Genomic DNA, 20,724 nt, shown 5'->3' on the forward strand with positions numbered 1-20,724 from the left:
CTGGTTTGCTTGTCGCTTTACCCCTACAATGACCCCCATATGCAATCCTTCGAATTTGGAGAAAAAGATGGCTCAACATTTTGACTATATCTGTTTAGGCGCCGGCAGCGGCGGCATCGCCTCGGCCAACCGTGCGGCCATGCGCGGTGCCAAGGTACTGCTGATCGAAGCCAAGGCACTGGGCGGCACCTGCGTTAACGTTGGCTGCGTCCCGAAGAAAGTCATGTGGTATGGCGCCCAAGTCGCCGAGGCCATGCACCTGTACGCCAAAGACTATGGCTTCGACGTATCGGTCAATAAATTCGATTGGAGCAAGCTGGTCGAGAGCCGCGAGGCCTACATAGAGCGAATCCACGGCGCCTACGACCGTGGCCTAGACAGCAACGGCGTCACCCTGGTGCGCGGCTATGGCCGCTTCGTCGACAACAACACCATAGAGGTGAATGGCGAGCACTACAGCGCCGACCATATACTAATCGCCACTGGCGGCACCCCGACCATTCCCAACATTCCGGGCGCCGAATATGGTATCGACTCGGACGGCTTCTTCGCCCTCAACGAGCAGCCTAAGCGTGTGGCCGTAGTCGGCGCAGGTTATATCGCGGTCGAGCTGGCGGGTGTACTCCATGCCCTGGGCAGCGAGACTCACCTGTTTGTGCGTAAGCATGCACCGCTGCGCAGCTTCGACCCTATGCTGAGCGAGGCCCTGATGGAGTCTATGGCCACAGACGGCCCTAGCCTGCACACCCACAGCATTCCAGAGTCTGTCACCAAGAACGCCGACGGCTCACTGACCCTCAAGCTGGAAAATGGTGAGAGCTATGAGATCGACACCCTGATCTGGGCTATCGGCCGTCGTCCATCCACCGACAAGATCGGCCTGGAAAATACAGACGTTAAGCTTAACGACAAGGGTTATGTGGTAGTCGATGCCCAGCAGAACACCACAGCCGAGGGCATCTACTGCGTCGGTGACATCATAGAAGGCGGCATAGAGCTGACCCCGGTTGCCGTGAAGGCGGGTCGCCTGTTGTCTGAGCGTCTGTTTAACGGCATGACGGATGCCAAGATGGATTACAGCCTGGTGCCCACCGTGGTATTCAGCCACCCGGCCATAGGCACCATGGGCCTCACCGAGCCAGAGGCGATCGACCAATATGGCGAGGAAAACGTCAAGGTCTACAACTCAGGTTTCACCTCTATGTACACTGCGGTCACCGCCCACCGCCAGGCCTGCAAGATGAAGCTGGTGTGCGCCGGTAAAGAGGAGAAGGTCGTGGGCATCCACGGCATCGGTTACGGCATGGATGAAATACTGCAAGGCTTTGGCGTCGCCATCAAGATGGGCGCCACCAAGGCCGACTTCGACGCCGTGGTCGCCATCCACCCGACAGGCGCCGAAGAGTTCGTCACCATGCGTTAATACGCTTGTTGCTTGATTGCGAGAACAGCAAAAGGCCAGACAACTGTCTGGCCTTTTTAATGCTGCCGCGATGAGAATTGGCGCTCATCTTGTGGAGATATCGGCTAACGCCGCGTTAAGCGGACAAAAATTGTGGGTTATAATGTGTAGCGAAGCGAAACGTAACCCACTGTTTTTTTGTTCCGTTTAAATGCCTTTTTATGTGTTTGTTTAACCTAATTTTATACCAAACTTACCAAGTATCTCAATTCTAGCTTCCTTATACCTATCATCATTTATTTGGTAGTACTCGCCTGGATTGGAAACCATTGTAGATAAACTCATGTTAATTACTTGATTATCACTAGTGACGAACTTAGGGGTTTTGGGAATACAACTACGAAGTGCCAATATTTCGGCAAAAGCCATTTTATGTGATGGAAAATTTATATTCGTTTCATCTTCGGTTTGAATATTTTTCCTTAACCGCTCTAGCGTATCACCGTTCAGATAATTCTTAGTTAAGTAACCATCACTGATACAAAGTATTAATGTTATTGCCCCTACCTTTAACAATATACTGCTAGGCTCAATGAAAGTAGTTAGGTCGGTATCTAAATTATTTGTTTTAAATACATATAAGCTTGAAGGTAATTGGAATCCATGACCATTTTTGTATGAACGGCGCACGTATTCAAAATTATCATTAGCTATCACGCTCGAACAAATATTTCTCCAATCATCATCTTGTGTGGAAATGAGATCATAGTAAAACAAGCCATAATAAATCTTTGATAACCACGTAGTAATTATTGCGGTATCTGACTCGTCAGGGCCATACATCATTGCTATGCCATCCTCTTCATTCGTTATACTTTCATACAACAAATCAGGATCTTCAAGTAGCTCAAGCGCTCGGTTTTCAAAGTCACTTCCAAATCCACTATTACAAGTAGAATGGGCAGGTACTTTTATTCGACTATATTGAGTTTCTTTTTGCCCTGTTATTGTTTTTTCTTTAATACTTAGCTTTCCTAAAAGGCTATTAGGAATAATATGCTCTAGAGTTTTCTTTTCTTCAATTCTCTCGGCACAAAAGAAGCATGTTCTTCTTAGATCTTCCATAATTTAATTAACACTAATACTCTGAGGAACACATAACGCTTATTAGCGAGAATGCCGCCTATGTAAATCAACACCACCTAATATACATCGCGACAATTTTTTTAAACATATGAAATTTATACCAATAATGGCATTACATAACAAGTAGAAAGTGAACAGTCCCAAAACAAAACGAGACCCGCTTATTTAAAGGAAAGGGCGAGACCTGCAATGCTTCCCATTAAATAGGAAACGGGGTAATCCTTATATACAGCACAATAAACCAAGCGAATTATCAAATGACCTGAATATAAGCACATCTCTTCGCCTCATCCTTCACTCCAGCCTTAGTCTACTCCTGGCGATGAATCACCGAACATAAGCCAAAAGTGTGACTTGCGCGGCACCGCAAGGTGAGTCAAATCCAGCATAGATAACACTCCCGCCAAGCCTTGAGTTCAGCAACAAAATCCATTGTGGTCACGACAAAAAAAATTAGCTTTTCTCCAGTGGGGTTTATCAATAAGGTCGCGGCCTAAACAGGCGATGTAAAACCTCAGACAATCGAATGAAAACCAAGGAAAAAAGTCAGCGGCGCCACGGTGGTGGCCAATTATGACTATAGTTAAGCCAACTGAGCTTTTCTGCTGGCCGCGCGCCGTGCTTAGGTGACCTCACCCCCACGCGACGCCTAGCGCCGTCGCTCTCGATTGTTCGCACTGAGGCCAACAATCACTTTGAATTTGAAAGCATTATTTTTAATTACTTAAAGATTTACACTAAGGAAGTAGAGATGCGTATTGCAATCTTATCTCGCAACGAAAACTTATACTCCACCCAACGCCTGAAAGAAGCCGGCGAAGCGCGCGGCCACGAGGTGGACATCATAGATACACTGCACTGCTACATGGATATCACCAGCAGCAACCCAACCGTGCGTTACATGGGTAAGGTATTGCCTAAATATGATGCCGTGATCCCTCGCATCGGCTCGTCGATCACCTTCTACGGTACGGCCGTGGTGCGTCAGTTTGAGATGATGGGCACCTTCTGTGTCAACGAGTCTGTGGCCATCAGTCGTTCACGCGATAAGCTGAGATCCCTGCAACTGCTGTCACGCAAGGGCATCGGCCTGCCACGTACCGGATTTGCCAGCAAGCCCGACAAGATCCAGGATTTGATCAAGAACGTGGGCGGCGCGCCCTTGGTGATCAAGCTGCTGGAAGGCACCCAGGGCATAGGTGTGGTCTTGGCCGAGACCAATAAGGCGGCCGAGAGCGTAATCGAGGCCTTCATGGGTCTCAAGGCCAACATCCTGGTGCAAGAGTTCATCAAGGAAGCGGGCGGTGCCGATATCCGCTGCTTCGTGGTGGGTGATAAGGTAGTGGCGGCCATGAAGCGTCAGGCGGCCGAAGGCGAGTTTCGCTCTAACCTGCACCGTGGTGGTGTGGCCCAGCTGGTGCGCCTCTCTAAGGATGAGCGCGCAACGGCCCTCAACGCCGCCAAGGCAATGGGGCTCAACCTCTGTGGTGTGGATATCTTGCAATCGAACAACGGCCCAGTGGTGATGGAGGTGAACTCCTCGCCCGGACTGGAAGGGATAGAACAGGCGACCGGCAAAGATGTGGCCGGGCTGATCTATGAATTTATTGAGAAGAAGGCGAAACCCAACGCCAACAGAACGCGCGGAAAAGGCTAAATGAGCGAAGCACTTACCATAGCGGGTGTCGATATCCAGCCCGGCACCCAGCACCAGCTTGAACTACCGGTAGCCAGCCTGTATACGGACACTCAGGTGTCGATACCTGTGCATGTGATCCGCGCCAAGAAGGATGGCCCCAAGGTGTTTGTCAGCGCCGCGGTGCATGGCGATGAGCTCAATGGCATCGAGATCATCCGCCGACTGATCCAGAGCAAGCTCAAGCTGCTCAAGGGTACCTTGATTCTGGTGCCCATGGTCAATGTCTATGGAGTGCTGAATCAGAGCCGCTACATGCCCGACAGGCGCGACCTTAACCGCTGTTTTCCCGGTTCGCCCAAGGGCTCGCTGGCCGGACGGGTGGCATACACCTTCTTAAACAGCATAGTGCAGCACTGCGACTATGGTATCGACCTGCATACCGGGGCGATCCACAGATCTAACCTGCCGCAGATCCGCGCCAATCTGGATGACGAGCAGACCCTCGCCCTGGCCCAGGCCTTCGGCGTGCCTGTGCTGCTTAACGCCAACGTGCGTGACGGCTCGCTGCGAGAAGCGGCGGTGAACAAGGGCACCCGGGTACTGCTGTATGAGGCAGGCCAGGCGCTTAGATTCGACGAGCTGTCGATACAGACGGGCGAGCGGGGGATACTCAATGTGCTATCGTCACTTGGGCTGATCCGTAAACGCCGCCTGCGCAAGAAGATAGAACCCTTCATCGCCAACCGCAGCGACTGGACCCGCGCCTCGGCCAGCGGCTTCGTGTGCGAGTTTGCCAAACTGGGCGCCTATGTGGAGAAGGGCCAGGTGCTGGCGGAGATCAACAGCCCACTGGGCGAGCTAATCCAGAGCGTAGTATCGAACCGCACAGGTATCGTCATAGGTAAGCAGAATATCCCCCTAGTGCTGGAGGGAGACGCCATGTTCCATGTGGCCTACTTTGGTAGCGCCGCCGACGAGGTGGCGGAACATATTGAGATAATGAACGATCAGATAATGCCGCTGACCACCCAGACCATCTAGGGGCGGCCAAGACATTAAGGGATACAAGCGATGAACAAGATCATCATAGGCAACTTAGAGGCCTGCGATCTGCCGGATCTGGGCATCAAGGATCTGCAGGTGCGCATCGACACGGGCGCCAAAACCTCCGCCCTGCACGTGGATAACCTCAAGCGAATCAAGGTGGGCGGGCGCCCCTATGTCGCCTTCGACCTGCATCCGGACGTATATGACCTGGAGCAGATAGTCCACTGCAAGGCGCCGGTGCGCGACTCGCGCCGCATCAAGTCCTCCAACGGCGAGGTAGAGCAGCGCTGCGTGATAGCGACCACCCTCAAGCTGGGAGAGCATGAGTGGCCCATAGAGCTGACCCTAAGCAATCGCCAGGACATGACCTACCTGATGCTGCTGGGCCGCGAGGCCATGGGCGATCGCGTCCTGGTGGACCCCTCCCAGAGTTTTCTGATTAACGGCTAGCCAGTGAGTGCCTGTTGCCGCAGGCACTCGAGACACTTTTTGCCGACCAAAGGTCAGCGTTTCAATGGTTTAGTTAACGGCTTTCCCTTACACTGTCCCCCAAGCTCAACCAAGGACATCCCCTATGACAATGCCAGACCCAACAGCACAAACCGATCAGGCGGCCAGAGACGATTTACTCGCCCGCGTCATCGACATTGTCAGCCATCCCGAGGCGGAGGAGCTGCCCTCCCTCGGCTTTATTAGCGACTATTCCGATGCCGACCTGGCCGACCTGCTGGAGTCGGTGAGCGACCAGTATCGTTCGCCCATCTGCCGTAAGATCCCTATCGACCGCGGCTGGCCTATATTGCACCTGCTGCACTATGAAACCGCCCGCCACGTCTTAGATCTGCTCAGCCCAGAGCAGCTACAGGGACTGGCACGGCGCATCTCTGAGATAGATATCCTCACCTTCGCCGAGATTTTGCCCGGCGATATTGTCGAAGACTATCTGGATCAGCAAGAAGCCCTCACCACGGAGCAGATGCAGCAGGCACTGAGCTACCAGGATGAGGCCGTCGGCCGTTACCTCAACAACAATATTCTGCGCTCGCGCCCCACCGCCACCGTCGGCCGGGTGCTGGAGCGCCTGAACAAGCAGAAGCAGCGGGAATATGTGGCCGTCTACGGCGTCGATGCCGAGGGGCAGTTTCACGGCGGCTGCACCCTGGAGCAGCTCTATCGTGAGGATCCCGCCACGCCATTGTCTGAGTGTCTCACCGAACTCGAGGCCGTAGGCGACGAGCTGGACATCACCCAGGCGGCGCAGCAGTTTAATCCGGCGGCGGGCTTTGCCTGGGTGCCGGTGGAGAAAGGCGGCAAGATCATCGGCGCCATCGCCCTGTCGACCCTGATGCACCGCCTCAAGGAGCGAAGCCTAGAGGTGCTGGTGTCTGAGACCCCACAGGATGAGGAAGACCTCTTCACCCCGGTTGGCGTGGCGGCGCGCATGCGAGCCATCTGGCTGACCACTAACCTGCTGACCGCCTTTCTCGCCTCCTGGGTTATCGGCCTGTTTGGCGACGCCCTGCAACAGGTGGTGGCCCTGGCTATCCTCATGCCGGTAGTCGCCAGCATGGGCGGCATCGCCGGCAGTCAGACCCTGGCGGTGGCGCTGCGGGGTATCGCGCTAAACCACTTGAAGCGTAGCAACCTCACCCTGCTGCTGGACAAGGAGCTGAAGATCGCCGCCTTCAACGGCGTGCTGCTGGGCGCCCTCATCGGTGTGGTGGTCAGTTGGTGGTTCTCCTCCCTGGCGCTGGGTGGCATCATCTTCGTGGCCATCGTCTTTAATAGCCTGGCGGCGGCCTCATCGGGCACGGTTATTCCCTTTGTGCTCAAGCAGATGCATATCGACCCTGCGGTGGCGGGCTCGGTGATCCTTACCACGGTCACAGACGTGGTGGGCTTCTTCATCTTCCTCGGCCTGGGTAGCCTGCTCCTGCTGAGCTAGCCCTAGAGTTGGTGTTGATATGAGTCGAGGCATGCGGCGTAGCACAAGACGGCGCGGCGAAACCTGACATAGGTAAGGTTAATAGGCTCGAATCTGTGGTAAAACACCCGGCATTCGAAAACGGTGGGCAGGATAAAACCTGCCCATCTGGTTAAACAAGATATGGAACCGATGAAAGCATTGTTTCAAAAGTGGCCCTTTCCTCCCGCTCAGGCGATCTTCTTTGTCGCCGGTGCCCTCTGCCTGACGCCTGTGATCTCCTCCCCCATCGCCCTGGTGATCGGCTTTACCCTGGCCAGCCTAGGTTTGGTGCCCCACAATCTGGATATCGGCGCCCTGACCAAGAAGCTGCTGGCCTACGCCATTATCGGCCTCGGCTTCGGCATTCAGCTCGATGCCGCCATCAGCGCCAGCAGCCAAAATATCGGGCTGATCTTAGGCTCTATCGTCTTCACCCTGCTGCTGGGAACAGCCCTGGGCAAACTGCTCAGAGTCGATGCCAAGCTGAGCCATATGATCGCCTCGGGCACCGCCATCTGTGGCGGCAGCGCCATCGCCGCCGTGGCTCCGGCCATCAAGGCCGACAGCCAAGATACGGCCATAGCGTTGGCGACCGTGTTCGTGCTCAACTCCATCGCCCTGTTTCTGTTCCCGGCCCTTGGGCATCTGCTGCAGCTAAGTCAGTATCATTTTGGGGTATGGAGCGCCATCGCCATCCACGACACCTCGTCGGTCGTGGGCGCCGCCTCGGCCTATGGTGACGAGGCACTGCGCACCGCCACCACCCTCAAGCTGGCCAGGGCCCTGTGGATAGTGCCCGTGGCGCTGGTGAGTGCCATGGCGTTTGGCGGCAATCGACGCAAGGTCGCCGTGCCCTTCTTTATCCTCTTCTACTGTCTCGCCATACTGCTGGCGCACTTGGTGCCCCAGGGACAGGTGCTGTATGACGGCATCTTTGCCTTGTCGAAGCGGGTGTTGGTGCTGTGTCTGTTTATGATCGGCGCGGGGATCACCATAGGTAAGATGCGCCAGGCGGGAATGCGGCCGATGGCCCTGGGATTACTGCTCTGGCTGATTATCGGCGCGGGTTCTCTGCTCTACATCGTCAACTTTAGCTGAGACGCTGTAGCGCCACACCAGGGTCACTATGGTGATAAAAGCCGCCAGCTCCACCAAGGAGCGGGTTAGCCCTGTGGTGAGCCAGGACGCCAACAGGAAGGCGCAACATAAAAGCACTAGCCACTTCTTCATCTTTGCCTCCTATGTTTAACCAAATGGTCTGGCGAAACGAGTGAGTGGCTATTATTTATTGCCGCCGAAATCTCAGCAAATATCCGTTTTTACTAACAAATAGCTGAATCGGCTAAGCACTAAATCGACTAACTTATGACGGCGTAGGGATCCTTATCGGCGTCGCTGTTCCATTGATATTCGGTGAGCATCTCTATCTTCCGCGCCTGGGCCTCGCCATAGGTTTGGGCGATAAAGAAGAGGGCCGCATCTATCCCCGCCGACACGCCGGATGAGGTGAGGAAACGGCCATCGTCCACCCAGCGAGCGCTGGGCTGCCAGATAACCTTGTCGTTTAATCCTGTCACCCAGGCATAGGCCATCTTATTGGTGGTGGCGCTCACGCCATCGAGCAGATCGGCCTTGGCCAATAAAGCAGCGCCGGTACAGACGGAAAACACCTTTTTAGACACCTTGGCCTGACGCCTCAGCCAGTCCAACAGGCGGGTGTCGTCCACCAGCTTGCGCGTGCCCATGCCACCGGGAACCAGCAGGAGATCGCACTCGACCACCTCATCGAGCAGGCGATCGGCGACCACTCGCGGCCCCTGATAGCTGCGCACGATAGACTGGGGGCCGATGAGCGTGATCTCGACGCTAGGCAGATGCCCCAGCATCTCTAGCGGGCCATGGAGATCTAAGGTTTCATAGTCGTCAAACACCAGGGCCAGCACCTTGAGCGGCGCCTGGGTTTGATCACCCGACGGTAAATGCTGCTGTATTTGATTCGACGTCGGACTCGCGGCAAAAAGCTTAGGGGAGAGACCGGCGGCGAATACCGCGCCGCCCGCCAGGATAAATTCTCGTCTGTTCATCTATGAGTTAAGCCAGTTTAGGTAAGAGATTGGCGCCAGTGTAACCGCCCACGACGCGCCATACAGCAGGAGATGGGACTTCTGCTAGCCGGCGCGCAAATCCAGTGAAACCTTGATGCCTGATCCAGATCAGTAGAAAGGCGTAGGATCCACGTCCAGACTGCTGGGCGACACGCCGCGCTCGATGAAGAGATCCGATTTAAGCAGATCCACCATGGTCACCTCGGTGTAATGCTTATGCTTCACCGAATAGAAGGTCTTGAGCACGGGATGCAGGGCATCTCTGTCTTTCGCCTCCCAGACGATGCCAATCCGGCCATCGGAGAGCTGCACCAGTGAACCCACGGGGTAGATACCGACACAGCGGATAAACTCATACACCAGCTTCTCATCCAGATGGAAGGGGGTCAGACTAAGCAGAATCTTAAAGGCGGCGGCTGGGCTCATCGCCTCCTTGTAGCAGCGGGTCGCGGTCAGGGCGTCGAAGATATCCACGATACAGCTCATGCGACCATGGAGGGAGATCTCCTCTCCCTTTAGGCCATTGGGATAGCCCTTGCCATCGAGCTTCTCGTGGTGCATCAGGCAGACGTCGCGGCTGATCTGCGACAGATCCTCAGTCTCGGCCAGGATCTCCTGGGCATAGACCTGATGCAGCTTCATATGCTCGAACTCTTCCGGTGTCAGACGCCCCGGCTTGTGCAGTATGCGATTATTGACGCGCACCTTGCCGATATCGTGCAAGATGCCGCCCACCGCTAACTGTTTGAGCACGCTACGCTTGAGCTTGAGGTAGCGACCGAAGGTCACCAGCAGGAAGGCGACATTGATGGAGTGTTCCAGCAGGTAGGCATCTTTGGAGCGCAGGGCCGAGATACACTTGAAGGCGTCGGCATCGAGCATGACAGATTCGAGCATCTTGTCCGCCAGCGCCTCGAAGGGCTCTACCTTGACCGCCTTACCCTCGAAGGTCTCGGACAAGACTTTCTTGACCAGATCTTTCGCCTCGCTCATCAGGCGTTTGGCCTTCTCCTGGGACTGATCCCGGGTCAGGCGTATTATCTTCTCTGGCTCTTGTTTCGGCCTGAGTCCACACTCTGGCGCCGACCTTTCTACGTCGACCCAGACATACTCGATACCGTTACGCACCAGCTTATCTATGGCTTGTCGATCTTTAATCTGTCCCGGATTGGTGATATTGACTCTTCCCTGATGATCGATAGCCGCGACATACATACCCAGCGCCAGGTGTGGCACCGGCACCTTCATGACATCCGCTTTTTCGTTCACACTTTCGGTCATACCGCTTTCCAAAAAAATCACCCGGTTTTCGCATCCGCTCCTTTTTAGCCTAGTCTAAATCCCTTAGCTTCGGTGCGATTGCCTGTGAAAACACTGTGATAGGAGGAAATTATAGTATGCCTGGGCGCGGCAGAACGCCAGAGGCCGGCGAGGATAGTTTCAGGCTCAATGCCGATTTATCCCTATTTGCCGGCCCCCGAAAGTGAGGCAAGTTTTTGTAAAGCAAAGACTAATATACTGCTACAAGAAGGTACACTCGATGGCGTCGATCAACCAACGACGGCGGGCACAATTGACACAGGAGCGCTCGATATCATCCACCTGCTCATCTTCATCGTCGGCGATGAAGCCGTCGCACTCGGCCGCCAGTTGCCGCGAGGTGCTGTAGTCTTCCTCTGCTAGGGTCAATTGCCAGCGTCCCTGGCGTAGTTCAAATGCTTGCTGCATCTTGCTCCTCATCGACTTAACTGTGTGGCCCATTAATAGTGTTTCAGCTGTTGCTTGAGGGCGTTGCGCCAGCGGCCCTGATCCTCATACACCAGCAGAGAGACCTGATGATCCCGATAGACGGCCTTGACCTTGCCAGACAGATAGAGGGGCGTCTTGAAGCAGAGCTGCTCGCCGCTATCGCTGAGCACACGGTCGACGCCGGTCAGCTCGATCGCCTCACCGACCGAGAGTGACACCTCGCCCGCCTCTAAGCCGGGAAGGTTAAACTGCCCCTTGATGCGACCATCGTTGCCCTGCAGTCTCAGCCCTAGGCCCGCCAGTGCGCCTATGATCCCCTGCCCAGTGCCACCATGTTCGCTCAGGTGTATGCCAAGCTGCTCGGCCAGGGCGTAGGCTTGCGCCTTGGTCTTCACCTCCTCCTTCGCCTGCTCGCCGAAGGCGATGAGCGCCTCACGATCGCATGAATGTTGCAGATCCAGCAGGGCGATGCCGGGGTCGGCGGCCGCCGCGCTCTCGCTACGCAGATGGGCCACGGCTATTGCTAAGATCTCATTCTGAGACTTAGCGGTGCGCACCTGAAAACACATGGCGCTGTTGTGTGAGGTGTAGGGAATATCAGGGTGCACATAGAGCTGATGCCTAGTCACGAAGGCGCAGCGGCTCAGGTGATTGTCGCTCAGCAGATGTGCTATCTCCTCGGCGATCTCCCCGGTTCCCTTGGTGCCGATATCGTCGGTATCGTCGATGCACACCAACCAAGATCTCAACCCAGATGCTCTCACCATGCTTATATCTCCTCTCTATCAATCAGGTCGTGGCTACGCAGTCGCTCCAGTACGGGCGGCACCAACATGGCCGCCAACAGGGCGAAGAAGCTGCCAAACAACAGGCTCTTACCAAACTGTAGCGCCACCACTTGGGTGCTCATCCCCGCCAGCAGCCCCTCGATCAGCCCCTTGCTGGCCCAGGCCAGGGTGCCCACCAGCGCCAGTATGATGCAGCGCCACTTGAGCGCCAGCAGGCTGGGCAGAAGTAGCAGACAGATATCCATGGCGATGGCCGGCAGGCCAAACTTCACCAGCAGGAAGGGACCACCCTTACCCACGCCCAGCGTCATGGCCATCATGCCCGCCAGCAGGCCACACAAGCTGATGGCACCGCGTTTACCGACTGCGCCATAGCAAATTAAGTAGAAGAAGCTCATCAGGAACATGGAATGTCCCGACAGCCCCAGCTTCAGCCTCAGCATCCCCTTCAGCGCCACCAGCAGGGTGGCACAGAAGCCGATAAACAGGGCGTCATTTAGGTTGAATCCTTTATTGTTCATACGCTTGGTTCTCACTAATAGGGCCAGTGGGTCGGCTTGGGATGACGACCAAACTGGCGCAGCCTGGCCGCTGTGGCCATCTGCTTGGATAGTTTTAACAGCTGGATCAGCAGCGGATAGAGCACGCAGTAGATCAGCTCGCGCCAATGCTTGGGTCGCCACAACGACTTGAGGCGAATGTTGGCGCCACGCATCACCTGCATCTGATAGATCTCCCGCGTCTCCTGCCCCAGGTAAGGCAAGATGCCGAAGCAGGCGGCCAGCACGAAGGCCCACTTGTGGGGCAGACAGAAGCTGAGTACCTCGCCGATACGCTGGGGCGAGCAGGCCACCGACAGCCACCAGCCGGGGATCATGGCCATCAAGATGCGGCACACGGCGATAATCCCCTCGGGTAGACGCTCGAGCCCGTGCAGCAACAGATAGAGCAGGCTAGTGATCGCCAACTGACTGATGAAGATCACCAGCAGCCCCCTGAGTCGCCCCCCCAGGTAACGCCCCTGTATCAGCAACAGCAAGTTCGCCAGGCTCAGGTAATGCAGCCATGACTGGGGCAATAGGAAGGCGCAACTGGAGAGCCCCAGTGCGAGCAGGATAGCGAGCGCGCACCAGCGGGTGTCGTTGACCGCGAAGTGGCGTTTTACGCGGCGCACTCCAGGCGCACGTACGCCGCGTCTAGCCCACACGTGAATACGCCTGTGGCGAGGCCGAGAGAGTCTCGAGACGACCATCCGTTACCCGCCAGAGGCGATCCACCGGCAGCGCCGCAATCGACCTGTGACTGGCGATCACCAGGGCTGTGCCCTGACGGCTCAGCTCCATCAGCAGCGCCACTATCTTGTCGGTAAAATGCTCGTCCAGCCCGGCGAAGGGATCATCCAGCAGCAGTAGTTTGGGCCTAAGACAGGCGAGCGACGCCAGGGCGATCAGATGCTGCTGGCCGTAGGAGAGCGTATGAGGCGAGTGGCGCGCCAATGTAGTCAACCCAAGTTGCCCCAGGAGTTCGATGGCCCGCTCCAGCGGCAAGCCGAAACGCTTGAGGCTAAACTGCATCTCCTCGATAACGGTATTTTCAAACAGCTGTCGACTCGGCCGCTGATGCAGCAAGGCAAGGTCGGCGCCGAAGCGTCCCAACTTGGGCTTCTTGCCAAACACCTTGATGCCCAAGGGATCGATATCCGCCTGGATACCGGCCAGACTCTTGAGCAGGGTGCTCTTGCCGCAGCCATTGTCACCCACCAGGGCGGCAATCTCACCAGGGAAGAGCAGCAGGGAGTCGGCGTCAAACAGCTTCTGGCGCTCGTAAAAGGCCAGGGTAAAGCCATGACTGTCGATGACGGCACAGCCCTGTGGCCAGGCGGGCGACTCGCGCCAACTTACTTGCTCCGAAGTCGCTGCACACTCCGCCGGCGCTAACGCCTGCAACTGGCCCTGACTGAGCTGCCATCTGTGGGTGACCAGATCGCTGAAGACACCTCTGTGATGCTCGACGATCAACAGGGCCACGCCCTGCTGCTTGAGCTGATTGAGCACGGCCGACAGCTCGGCTACCCCCTGATCGTCCAGCTGTGCCCAGGGCTCATCGAGCAGCAACAGATCTGGCTCGAGCACCAGCTGGGCGGCGATCATCAGGCGATAGCGCTGACCCAGCGAGAGGCTGGCGATGGGCGTGTCCAGGCTGATATAGAGGCCGACCCGTCTCAGGGCAGAGCGCACCTGCAGCAGCATCTCACTGCTGGCGACGCCTAAATTTTCCAGGGCGAAGGCTACCTCGGCCCCCAGCGTCTGGCGCAGCAGCTGCACATTCGGGTCCTGCATCACCACGCCCAGGGTAGCCCCCTCGGCGATCTCGCGCTCCCCTTCCCAGGGACGCTCCAGGATCCCCAGCAGCAGCTTGAGCAGAGTCGACTTACCACAGCCGGTGTAGCCGTGGATCAGGTGACACTCGCCGGCAGCTATGGTCAGATTAAGATCCTCAAACAGCGGCTGCGCCGCTGTCTGGAAATTGAAATGGATCTGACTGAGTCGAACCAGGGCCATGGTTTATGCCTATAGCTGCCAGTTCACGCCCAGGAACAGCTGACGACCCGCCTGAGGCAGCCCCTCGCTCTGATAGTAACGCTCATCGAGCAGGTTAGTGGCTCTGAGGTAGACAGACAGGGCGTCACCCGCGATAGGCTGGCTCAGCTTGAGATCCACCAGTGTGTAGTCATCCAGCGACTTCTCCACCAGCTGTTTCTGACCGGCCACCTTCTCTTCGGTGTGGAACACCTGGCCCATGATGTGCTCGATATTCAGGTTGATGCGGGTCGCAAAGCTAAACTCGTAATCCGCCTGCAGCCTAAATTGATGACGCGGACGATACTCTAAGGTATCCAGTCCCGGCGCCGCATCCTTGTCTTCGCTATCGAGGAAGCTGTAGCCGAAGCTCAGCGACAGGTTATCGATACTCTGATCACGCACCAGGAAGTCGACCCCCTTGAACTGATAGCGGCCCATGTTCTGATAGATGCCATCGACATCCTTGGCGATATAGTTGTCTGCATCCGTGTAGTAGGCCGCCAGGCTCAGATCTGTGTTACTCCCCAGCCCCTGTGCCAGACTCAGCTCCAGGTGCTTAGAGGTCTCAGATTGCAGATCTTGGTTGCCCGACGAGAGTGAGTAGAGGTTGCGCATCGATGGGAAACGCACCTTACGGGCCACTCCCAGATTGAGGCGAGTCGCTTCGGCGGCCTGCCAGTAGGCTGAAGCCTGCGCCGAGTAGTCGGACTCATCTTCACGCACACGTTGCTGCTCGTGTAAGGCGCCACCCAGGCTGGCACCGACGCTATCTTGTTGATACTGATATTCCGCCGCCAGGGTGTAGAGCCAGGACGAATCGTCGAATGACTCGGCGCCGCCAGAGCCATTACCACCGCCCGTGCCACCACCGGTTCCTGAGCCAGAACCGCCACCTGTGCCAGATCCGCTACCCGAACCAGTTCCACTGCCTGAACCCGAACCGCTACCGGTTCCCGATCCCGAGCCTGATCCGCCCCCTGTACCTGAGCCCGAACCACCTCCAGTTCCTGTTCCAGTTCCAGCTCCAGAGCCAGATCCTGAACCACTGCCTGAACCACTTCCGGTGCCAGTGCCAGTGCCAGTAGTGTCGGTATCTATCTGATTACTCTCAGACTCCCAGCTCTGATGCTCGGCGATCAGGGCGCCGGTCAGCAGGTGACCCTTATCGAAATCGGCGATCAGCTGCAGGTTACCGCCGCTGACCACAGAGCGGCCGTCCAGGCTCTGCTGCAGGCCGGCGAAACTGTCATCCAGATAACGATTTTCCAGCACGTCAGACTGATTCTGGTAGATGAAGCCCCTCAGGGTCAGCAGCTCGTTGAATCTATGGGCCAGACCCAGTTGCACCGTATGGGCATCGTAGTCGTCGACGCGTTCAAACTTGGCCTTGCCAGAGGTGGTGCCATCGACGGCGGGCTTGCCCCACTCGCCGCTGCGCAGGCTGAGGTTTGCCATCAGTTGGGTATTGTCCGACAGCCAGTAGCTGCCCTGGGCAAACAGGTTGTTGATCGTCTTATCGCTGTTAAAGCGGGTATCGCCCTGCTGCGTCTCGGTATCCGGCTGATCGCCAGACACAGGCCAGCCATCGGTTTGCTGACGTGACAGCGACACCAGTCCCTGCCAGCGATCGCCAGAACCCGCCACTGTGACGTCGCCGTTGAAGGTATCGTTTTCGCCGCCCTCGAGATGGCCGGAGAAGCCGGGCACATCGGCGCCCTGCTTAGTGCGGATGTTGATCACGCCGCCGGCGCCGCCCGGACCATAGAGCACAGAGGTTGGGCCCATGGAGACGGTGACCGAGGCGATCTGGCTGGCAGGCACCACGCTAGGATCGAACTGACCATCTTCGGCGCCGTTGGCGGGTACACCGTTGATCAGATAGATGACGTGTCTGGCCTTAAAGCCGCGCACATCGACCCTGGGCGTGCCCTGGCCACCGGTACGCACATAGACGCCGGGGGCATTCTTTAATACCTGATCCAGGCTCTGGGCACCCATGGCCTGAATTTCATCGGCACTGATGGTCCAGCTACTCGTGGTCTGTTGCAGCGGCGTCGGCTTCTCGCCGGTCACCACTATGACTTCGGCCACATCTAAAATGGGCTCGTGTTTGACTTCCTCGGCCATGACCAGAGGACTGGCGGCAACCGCGGCTGCCACGAGTGATAATTTGAGACTGATTGGTTTGTTTTTCATGTTTTCATCGCTGTGTCATTTCCCTATGGCCGTCATTCTTCCGGCTTACACCTGTAGCAACAAGCTAACGAAAACCAAAAACAAACCCAGATCGACAAATTTGAACAAATGCCGCGGTGACGACGATAGACAAGGGACATTTTGTCCAGTGTAAAACCTTGATTAGACAAAAATACACAGGCTTGAAATGCTTCCGAAAAAACTGACAAATCTCTCTTTTCTTGGACAAGCTCACAGCTTAACCGCCTGTAACTTGACAGCTAACAGTCGGCACATTAATTTGTGGTAAAGATTCTTATTACCAATTCAGATAAGTCTCACATTCGCCGCGTTTGATGTCCTTAACCCGCCCTCAAACTCACGCACTTTTTACCAGGTTGGAGTATTTCTTGAGCGTTTCCTCGCTGCCACAGGCCATACAATCCTTATCCCGCAAACTCGAAAAACTCGACATACACCCCCAGGGTGAGCCGATCATTCAGTTGTCGGTGACGGCCTGTGTAATGCCGATGATCGCCTGGATCGCCAGCCAACCTTGCTACCCCAGGATCTACTGGCATGGCCGCGACACCCAGGAAGAGGTCGCCGCCCTGGGGTGCTGTAAAGATTTCATCTTCGAAGATGCGGTAGACGACAACCAGCTTTCTCAGGCCTATCAGAACCAGAGGTCACTCTCGACCAACCAGGAGATACGCTATTACGGCGGCGTCGCCTTCGATCGTCATACCGAGTGCTGGCCCGAGTATGGCCGCGCCCATTTCATCCTGCCCAGGGTGGAGCTGAGACGCAGCGGCGATGAATACAAGCTGCTGGTCAATCTCAATGTCGAATCCGGCGATATCGAGCAGGAGCGCACCCTGGCGCTGCAGGCCCTGGCCGCTTTGGTACCACCCAAGCCTCTGGCGCCACCGAACAAGATACAGCTGCTGAGCCGCAGCGACCGTCCCAATAAGCTACGCTGGCACGAGCTGGTCAATCAGGTCACCCATGACAGGTTTATCCAGGATACGCCTAAGGTGGTGCTGTCGCGTCTGACCCAGCTCGAGGTGAACGAGAAGGTCGATCCCTGGATGCTGCTGGCCAGCTGGCAGGGTCGCAACCAGAACAGTTTTCAATTTGGCTTTCAGTTCAGCCCTGAGAGCGCCTTTATCTCCTGCACGCCGGAGCGTCTCTACCGACGTCGTCAGCGCGAGGTATTTACCGAGGCCTTAGCGGGCACCACCACACGCGGGCTCAACGAGGCCGAAGATGCCATGCTGGCGCAACAGTTGCTGGACGACACCAAGAACAGCCATGAGAACCAGCTGGTGCGCGAACATATCGTCGACGCCCTGACACCATTGAGCAATTATGTGGGCGCCGATGAGCTGGCCAAGGTGTTTAAGCTGAGCCACATCCAGCATCTACACAGAGCCATTCGCGCCGAACTCAAGCCTGGGGTGAACGATTTTCAGATCCTGCAGGCTCTGCACCCCACCCCTGCCGTGGGCGGCCTGCCTAAGGCTTCGGCCATCAACTTTATTCGCCAGCGCGAAGGCTACACCCGCGGCTGGTATGCCGGTGCCTGTGGCTACTTCAACAAGTATGAGAGCGAGTTTGCGGTGGCGATTCGTAGTGCGCTGATCGAACCCGGACGCATCAATCTGTTTGCCGGTGCGGGGATCGTCTCGGGCTCTGAAGCCGAGGCGGAATGGAACGAGCTAGAGAATAAGCTCAAGACCATAATGTCTATTCTGACCGAAGTGTAATTTAATTGGCTAGTGGCACCCGGGCGCGATAGCTGATGTTGGCCTGAAACAGCCTGTCCAGCTCGCCACTCTCGGCCATACGCGCCATGACACTGTTGAAGATCGCCTTCAGACGCTTGCCCTTAGGCGTCTGAGGAAAGACGAAAAACACCTCTGGATTCAACACGTTTTCTTTTATCACATACTGCTGCGGCCGATTTAGTTGGCTGGCGAGTCCCTGCAGTGAACGCTTGTAGTCGAGCACGGCGTCTATCTTGCCGTTGTTGACATGATTGAGCATCTGCAGCAGATCGCTGCCCTCCTCATAATACATGGGCACCTTGATGAAGGTGTCGTAGCGATACTCCAGCAGCGCCTTCACCTTCTTCTTTTTCAGACTGTTGATATCCTGCCAGATGGCGGCCAGCTCTGGGGTGAGGGCAGCGTCCACCTGATCCACCTCCACCGGCAGATCGCAGTAATAGTCGGGTTTGACTTCGTCGATGTAGAAGCCCAACCCCACATCGACCTTTTGCTGCTGCACCATGTAGAGGGCGCGGGAGAAAGGCACGAAATCTATCGAAATTTTCCACTTGGGGGCGGGAAAGGCGCTTTGCAGCAGCGCGAGATAATAGCCCTTGCCATCGGGCGTGCTGTAGCCGGGCCAGTTGCCGGTCACGACAGTGATCTCTTCCACCTCTTCGGACACGGCGCGCCAGGGCGTGTTCACTAGCAGACAGGTGCACAAGATAACCACAAGATAACGCCAAGATCTCATCGGCCCCCTCCTCGAAATCATGGTGATAGTCCACCAAGTGTAGCCTCTTTATGTGGCCCAGGCGGGAGCCAGGCAGAGAAAACGGCGCAAAATCCTTGCTCATTTGGTCTTAATGACTATAATTTGCCGCCCTGTCTCCCGGCCAACCCTGGAAGACAGCTAAGCGAGGCGTAAGCCTTATCCAGTTTCTAAGCGGGTTCCCTCACCCCGCGTTAACCCACTAAAAAGGCCACAAGATGTTAATGTTATCCCAAGCGCAGATTCAGCGTGCGCTACTGCTGCTCGTCAGCTTTCATATTGCCATTATCACCGCAAGTAACTACTTGGTTCAGCTACCATTTCAGCTATTTGGTTTTCATACCACCTGGGGCGCCTTTAGCTTTCCCTTCGTCTATCTGGCCACAGATCTGACGGTGAGAATCTTCGGCCAACAGTCGGCGCGTAAGATCATTCTCAGAGCCATGATACCTGCGCTGTTGATCTCCTATCTGATCGGCGTGCTCTTCCATCAGGGCAGCTTTCAGGGTGGCGACGCCTTGGCGCAGTTCAACAACTTCGTGTTTCGTATCGCCTTCGCCAGCTTCGCCGCCTATCTGGTGGGCCAGCTGATGGACATTACCGTGTTTGCCCGCCTAAGACAGGCCAAGGCCTGGTGGGTAGCGCCTGCCGCCTCGACGGTTATCGGCAATCTTATCGATACCCTGGTCTTCTTCAGCGTGGCCTTCTATGCCTCGAGCGATCCCTTCATGGCCGAGCACTGGATGGAGATCGCCAGCGTCGACTATGGCTTCAAGCTGATCGTTAGTCTGGGCCTCTTCCTGCCAGCCTACGGCGTCTTGCTCAGGGTATTGCAGGAGCGAATTTTGCGAGAAGGCCAGACAAAATCGCAAAGCGAACTGGCCTGACCAGTTGATTTGTACTATCATCGCGGCACTCAAATTTTCACCAGTGCCGCCATGCTAGCGACAAACTTTGGAGAGCCAAGATGTACACCACAAGTATCGAGCATCACACCCAACTGAGCGATGAGCTCATCGACACCCTGATTGGCCTGAGCCAGGAGGTGCCCGAATTCGACGGCCGTCATCAGGCTGAAGACTATCAAGCACGCCTGGGCGGCAAGACCTTTCTGGTGCAGCTGATCCGCATCGAGGGCGAGCTGGCGGGCTACAAGATAGGCTATGGTGAGACCAATGGTGAGTTCTACAGCTGGCTGGGCGCCATTCTGCCTGAGTTTCGTCAACTGGGGCTGGCCAAGGCATTGATGCAAGATCAGGAGTGCTGGGCCAAGACCCAAGGCTTCAACACCCTGGCGGTGAAGACCTATAACCGCTTCGCCAACATGTTACAGCTGCTGATTCAGCAGGGTTACAAGATAGCAGGCTTGGAAAATACCGCGGCCAATATCGATGATAACAAGTTGATTTTAAACAAATTACTGAACTAAAGCATGTTGATCGTGAATCTTTACACGATAAAAGCTTGCAAACCTAAATGATAATTATTACTATTTGGATGCGTTCCAAAACTCAGTCTGTTTTAAGCACTTCATCTCTGCTTACTATGATGAGTTCGCAAGCACAACATTGCTCACACACT

20 protein-coding genes and 1 pseudogene are annotated in these 20,724 nt (G+C 56.0%); 9 read left to right on the forward strand and 12 right to left on the reverse strand.

Features of this window, described 5'->3' with window-relative positions:
* The first annotated feature begins 67 nt into the window (after nucleotides 1–67).
* Nucleotides 68–1,423, forward strand: a complete 1,356-nt coding sequence (gorA, locus tag K0H80_RS18740; RefSeq protein WP_220072583.1) for a glutathione-disulfide reductase — start codon at nucleotides 68–70, stop codon at nucleotides 1,421–1,423.
* A 210-nt stretch (nucleotides 1,424–1,633) separates the two neighbouring features.
* On the opposite strand, the gene K0H80_RS18745 is transcribed toward gorA, so the two are convergent.
* A complete protein-coding gene (locus K0H80_RS18745) occupies nucleotides 1,634–2,527 on the reverse strand; it encodes an HNH endonuclease (RefSeq protein ID WP_220072584.1) in 894 nt (297 codons plus the stop codon).
* Between the two features lie 772 nt (nucleotides 2,528–3,299).
* Here K0H80_RS18745 and rimK point away from each other — a divergent pair.
* The 5 genes from rimK (at nucleotide 3,300) to K0H80_RS18770 (ending at nucleotide 8,298) form a co-directional block, all read left to right on the forward strand.
* Entirely contained in the window at nucleotides 3,300–4,205 is a 906-nt protein-coding gene (gene rimK, locus K0H80_RS18750) for a 30S ribosomal protein S6--L-glutamate ligase (protein WP_011867458.1), read from the forward strand.
* Nucleotides 4,206–5,228 carry a succinylglutamate desuccinylase/aspartoacylase family protein gene (locus K0H80_RS18755; RefSeq protein ID WP_011867459.1) on the forward strand — a complete coding sequence of 341 codons (1,023 nt, stop codon included), beginning with the start codon at nucleotides 4,206–4,208 and terminating at the stop codon, nucleotides 5,226–5,228.
* 30 nt (nucleotides 5,229–5,258) lie between these two features.
* Complete coding sequence (locus K0H80_RS18760; RefSeq protein ID WP_011867460.1) at nucleotides 5,259–5,684, forward strand: ATP-dependent zinc protease family protein; 426 nt, start codon at nucleotides 5,259–5,261, stop codon at nucleotides 5,682–5,684.
* Between the two features lie 124 nt (nucleotides 5,685–5,808).
* Complete coding sequence (locus tag K0H80_RS18765; protein ID WP_220072585.1) at nucleotides 5,809–7,179, forward strand: magnesium transporter; 1,371 nt, start codon at nucleotides 5,809–5,811, stop codon at nucleotides 7,177–7,179.
* Between the two features lie 171 nt (nucleotides 7,180–7,350).
* Nucleotides 7,351–8,298, forward strand: a complete 948-nt coding sequence (locus tag K0H80_RS18770; RefSeq protein ID WP_434086628.1) for a YeiH family protein — start codon at nucleotides 7,351–7,353, stop codon at nucleotides 8,296–8,298.
* Here K0H80_RS18770 and K0H80_RS18775 read toward each other — a convergent pair.
* From K0H80_RS18775 to K0H80_RS18815, 10 genes and pseudogenes are all read right to left on the reverse strand, one after another.
* Nucleotides 8,239–8,430, reverse strand: coding sequence for a hypothetical protein (locus K0H80_RS18775; protein ID WP_220072587.1), 192 nt, complete (start codon nucleotides 8,428–8,430; stop codon nucleotides 8,239–8,241). The genes K0H80_RS18770 and K0H80_RS18775 overlap by 60 nt on opposite strands.
* 128 nt (nucleotides 8,431–8,558) lie before the next feature.
* Entirely contained in the window at nucleotides 8,559–9,284 is a 726-nt protein-coding gene (locus tag K0H80_RS18780) for a DJ-1/PfpI family protein (protein ID WP_220072588.1), read from the reverse strand.
* A gap of 129 nt (nucleotides 9,285–9,413) precedes the next feature.
* Nucleotides 9,414–10,586, reverse strand: a complete 1,173-nt coding sequence (locus tag K0H80_RS18785; RefSeq protein ID WP_220072589.1) for an HD-GYP domain-containing protein — start codon at nucleotides 10,584–10,586, stop codon at nucleotides 9,414–9,416.
* Between the two features lie 240 nt (nucleotides 10,587–10,826).
* Nucleotides 10,827–11,033 (reverse strand): hypothetical protein, encoded by a 207-nt coding sequence (locus K0H80_RS18790; RefSeq protein ID WP_220072590.1) that lies wholly within the window; start codon nucleotides 11,031–11,033, stop codon nucleotides 10,827–10,829.
* A gap of 32 nt (nucleotides 11,034–11,065) precedes the next feature.
* Complete coding sequence (locus tag K0H80_RS18795) at nucleotides 11,066–11,803, reverse strand: DNA-binding protein (RefSeq protein WP_220074035.1); 738 nt, start codon at nucleotides 11,801–11,803, stop codon at nucleotides 11,066–11,068.
* Nucleotides 11,804–11,823: 20 nt separating this feature from the next.
* Nucleotides 11,824–12,363, reverse strand: coding sequence for a core component of ECF transporter (locus K0H80_RS18800; protein ID WP_220072591.1), 540 nt, complete (start codon nucleotides 12,361–12,363; stop codon nucleotides 11,824–11,826).
* Between the two features lie 14 nt (nucleotides 12,364–12,377).
* Nucleotides 12,378–13,049, reverse strand: a complete 672-nt coding sequence (locus K0H80_RS18805; RefSeq protein ID WP_220072592.1) for an energy-coupling factor transporter transmembrane component T — start codon at nucleotides 13,047–13,049, stop codon at nucleotides 12,378–12,380.
* Nucleotides 13,039–13,698 carry an ABC transporter ATP-binding protein gene (locus tag K0H80_RS19805; RefSeq protein ID WP_434086658.1) on the reverse strand — a complete coding sequence of 220 codons (660 nt, stop codon included), beginning with the start codon at nucleotides 13,696–13,698 and terminating at the stop codon, nucleotides 13,039–13,041. The genes K0H80_RS18805 and K0H80_RS19805 overlap by 11 nt, the downstream gene beginning before the upstream one ends.
* A 249-nt stretch (nucleotides 13,699–13,947) precedes the next feature.
* A pseudogene (locus K0H80_RS19810) lies at nucleotides 13,948–14,403 on the reverse strand (ATP-binding cassette domain-containing protein); the annotation flags it as partial.
* Nucleotides 14,404–14,412: 9 nt separating this feature from the next.
* Nucleotides 14,413–16,620 (reverse strand): TonB-dependent receptor, encoded by a 2,208-nt coding sequence (locus K0H80_RS18815; RefSeq protein WP_220072594.1) that lies wholly within the window; start codon nucleotides 16,618–16,620, stop codon nucleotides 14,413–14,415.
* Nucleotides 16,621–17,009: 389 nt separating this feature from the next.
* Here K0H80_RS18815 and K0H80_RS18820 point away from each other — a divergent pair, with 389 nt between their 5' ends.
* On the forward strand, nucleotides 17,010–18,368 hold the full coding sequence (locus tag K0H80_RS18820; RefSeq protein ID WP_220072595.1) for an isochorismate synthase: 1,359 nt from the start codon (nucleotides 17,010–17,012) through the stop codon (nucleotides 18,366–18,368).
* A 1-nt stretch (nucleotide 18,369) separates the two neighbouring features.
* On the opposite strand, the gene K0H80_RS18825 is transcribed toward K0H80_RS18820, so the two are convergent.
* A complete protein-coding gene (locus tag K0H80_RS18825; RefSeq protein ID WP_220072596.1) occupies nucleotides 18,370–19,125 on the reverse strand; it encodes a type 2 periplasmic-binding domain-containing protein in 756 nt (251 codons plus the stop codon).
* A 236-nt stretch (nucleotides 19,126–19,361) separates the two neighbouring features.
* Between K0H80_RS18825 and K0H80_RS18830 the strand changes: the two genes are divergently transcribed.
* Complete coding sequence (locus K0H80_RS18830; RefSeq protein WP_220059394.1) at nucleotides 19,362–20,030, forward strand: 7-cyano-7-deazaguanine/7-aminomethyl-7-deazaguanine transporter; 669 nt, start codon at nucleotides 19,362–19,364, stop codon at nucleotides 20,028–20,030.
* Between the two features lie 80 nt (nucleotides 20,031–20,110).
* Nucleotides 20,111–20,572 (forward strand): GNAT family N-acetyltransferase, encoded by a 462-nt coding sequence (locus K0H80_RS18835; protein ID WP_220072597.1) that lies wholly within the window; start codon nucleotides 20,111–20,113, stop codon nucleotides 20,570–20,572.
* Nucleotides 20,573–20,724: the final 152 nt, after the last annotated feature.

This window comes from Shewanella aegiceratis (assembly GCF_019457495.1).
Taxonomy (GTDB): domain Bacteria; phylum Pseudomonadota; class Gammaproteobacteria; order Enterobacterales; family Shewanellaceae; genus Shewanella; species Shewanella loihica.